2 protein-coding genes and 1 pseudogene are annotated in these 2851 nt (G+C 71.2%); all 3 read right to left on the bottom strand.

Annotation, left to right across the window (positions count from 1 at the left end):
* Window positions 1-215, bottom strand: a pseudogene (locus tag AOK00_RS40730) (holo-ACP synthase); the annotation flags it as partial.
* A 24-nt stretch (window positions 216-239) separates the two neighbouring features.
* Window positions 240-2087, bottom strand: a complete 1848-nt coding sequence (gene glmS, locus AOK00_RS28365) for a glutamine--fructose-6-phosphate transaminase (isomerizing) (protein ID WP_055603100.1) — start codon at window positions 2085-2087, stop codon at window positions 240-242.
* Between the two features lie 39 nt (window positions 2088-2126).
* On the bottom strand, window positions 2127-2851 hold a 725-nt coding region (locus tag AOK00_RS28360; protein WP_055603099.1), incomplete at its 5' end, for a hypothetical protein.

The raw sequence follows: 2851 nt of genomic DNA, 5'->3' as shown, positions 1-2851 counted from the left end.
TGCTGCTCCCCAGCGGCGAACGGCGCGGCCCCGCCTCCCTCGCGGTGCGGTTCGCGGCGAAGGAGGCCCTCGCGAAGGCGCTCGGCGCGCCGTTCGCCGCTGGGGAGCAGCAGTTCACGCTCGACGAAGAGGCGCTGGAGCAGCCCCGGTGTCCGTTCGATCGACGCGGCGAACCGGTCGATCTCGGCCACGTCGATCCCCACCCCGATGATCATCTGCTCACCTTCACACGCACGCACTCACTCCACGGTCACGGACTTGGCCAGATTGCGCGGCTGGTCGACCTCGTTGCCCCGCGCGGTGGCGAGCTCGCAGGCGAAGACCTGGAGCGGCACCGTGGAGACCAGCGGCTGCAGCAGCGTAGGCGTGGCCGGGATGCGGACGAGGTGGTCGGCGTACGGGACGACGGCCTCGTCGCCCTCCTCGGCGATCACGATGGTGCGGGCGCCGCGTGCCCGGATCTCCTGGATGTTGGAGACGATCTTGTCGTGGAGGATGGAGCGGCCCCTGGGCGAGGGCACGACCACGACGACCGGCAGGTCCTCCTCGATGAGCGCGATCGGTCCGTGCTTGAGCTCCCCGGCGGCGAAGCCCTCGGCGTGCATGTACGCCAGTTCCTTGAGCTTCAGGGCGCCTTCGAGGGCGACGGGGTAGCCGACGTGCCGGCCGAGGAAGAGGACGGTGTCCTTGTGGGCGAGGGAGCGGGCGAGGGCCCGGACGGGCTCCATGGTCTCCAGGACCCGCTCGACCTCGTCGCCGATCCGGGCCAGCTCGCGGACCACGGCGTGGATCTCGTCGCCCCACTTGGTGCCGCGCACCTGGCCGAGGTAGAGCGCGAGGAGGTAGCAGGCGACGAGCTGGGTGAGGAAGGCCTTGGTGGAGGCGACGGCGACCTCGGGCCCGGCGTGGGTGTACAGCACGGCGTCGGACTCGCGCGGGATCGTCGAGCCGTTCGTGTTGCACACGGCGAGCACCTTCGCCCCCTGCTCCCGCGCGTGCCGCAGCGCCATCAGCGTGTCCATGGTCTCGCCCGACTGGGAGATGGCGATGACGAGGGTGCGCTGGCCGAGGATCGGGTCGCGGTAGCGGAACTCGCTGGCGAGCTCGACCTCGCAGGGGATGCGGGTCCAGTGCTCGATGGCGTACTTGGCGATGAGACCGGCGTGGAACGCGGTGCCGCACGCGATGATGACGATCTTGTCGGCCTCGCGGAGCACGGCGGCGGGAATGCGCACCTCGTCGAGGGTGAGCCGGCCTGCGCCGTCGATCCGGCCGAGGAGGGTGTCGGCGACGGCCTTGGGCTGCTCGGCGATCTCCTTGAGCATGAAATAGTCGTAGCCGCCCTTCTCGGCGGCGGACGCGTCCCAGTCCACGTGGAAGGCGCGGACGTCGGCGGGCACCCCGTCGAAGTCGGTGACGGTGACGCCGTCCCTGGTCAGTTCGACGACCTGGTCCTGGCCGAGTTCGATGGCCGACCGGGTGTGGGCGATGAACGCGGACACGTCGGAGGCGAGGAAGTTCTCGCCCTCGCCGACACCGACGACGAGCGGCGAGTTCCGGCGGGCGCCGACGACCACGTCCGGCTGGTCGGCGTGCACGGCGACCAGGGTGAACGCCCCGTCGAGCCGCCGGCACACCAGCCGCATGGCCTCCGCGAGGTCACCGGCGGAGGAGAACTCCTCGGCGAGGAGGTGGGCCACGACCTCGGTGTCCGTCTCGGACAGCAGGTCGTGGCCGCGCCCGGCCAGCTCCTCGCGGAGGCCGGCGAAGTTCTCGATGATGCCGTTGTGGACGACGGCGACGCGCCCGGCGTTGTCCAGGTGCGGGTGCGCGTTGGCATCGGTCGGCCCGCCGTGGGTCGCCCAGCGAGTGTGTCCGATGCCCACGGACCCGCCGGCGAGCGGCCGGTCCACGAGCTCCTTCTCCAGATTGACGAGCTTGCCCGCCTTCTTGGCCGCGGCGAGCCCTCCGTCGGAGAGCACCGCGACACCGGCCGAGTCGTAGCCCCGGTATTCGAGCCTCTTGAGGCCCGCGACCACCACATCAAGCGCCGACTGCCCGCCGACGTATCCCACGATTCCGCACATGACGGCAGCCTACGGCGCAAGGCGCCGTGAGGGCCGGAGTCAGGACAGCTTGGCGGCCTGCGCGTCGATGACGGCCTGCGGCAGCGTCTTGACCCCGCCGGGAACGAGGCTGATCGTCGAGAACGACGCGAGCGTGTTGCCCTGGCGGAAGACGACGAGCTTGCTGACGAACGGCTCGCCCTCCATGTCGGTGGTGACGGTGAAGGCGACGGCCTCCTCACCGGCGGTGACGGTCTCCGGGGCGACCTTGGCGACCTTCGTCTTCTCCTTGAGGTGGACGACGTGGAAGCCGCCGGCGCACTCCGCACCGGCCTTCTTCACCGAGGCGAAGGCCTCCTGCGCGCCCTGGCCGTCGTACGAGCCGAGCGTCACGGCCGTGACCTGGGCGCCGAGCCCGCCGAGGAGCGCGTCCTCGGGCGAGGCCGACGCGTCCTTCTTCGGCTCCTCAAGGACCTTGCGCTCCGCCGACGCGGCGGGCGAGCCGGGCGAGATGAAGGACATGGCGTGGGCGATCGGCGCGCAGGAGGGCTTGTCGGCGGTGACCGAGGCCGCCGAGACGACGTCCCCGGCTTCGGCCTTCTGCACCTGGTAGCCCTTGAGGTCGGCCCGCTCGACGATCGCCTTCTCCAGCTCGGCGTCCGACAGCGTCTTGGCGGCGGGCGCGCTCGTTGCGGAGGCGCTGGGCGCACCGGTGCCGCCGGCCTTGTCACCCTTGTCGTCGCTCTTCTCCCCGCCACCGCAGGCGGTGACGAGCAGGGCGAGGG

Source organism: Streptomyces aureus (genome assembly GCF_001418135.1).
In the GTDB taxonomy this organism is placed as follows: domain Bacteria; phylum Actinomycetota; class Actinomycetes; order Streptomycetales; family Streptomycetaceae; genus Streptomyces; species Streptomyces aureus_A.
Note: the sequence above shows the minus strand (reverse complement) of the source record. Positions and strands in the feature narration are given on the sequence as shown.

Bases quoted from the DNA above. Each gene is read 5' to 3' on its own strand.
- glmS (WP_055603100.1), bottom strand. From the start codon at position 2,087: ATGTGCGGAATCGTGGGATACGTCGGCGGGCAGTCGGCGCTTGATGTG.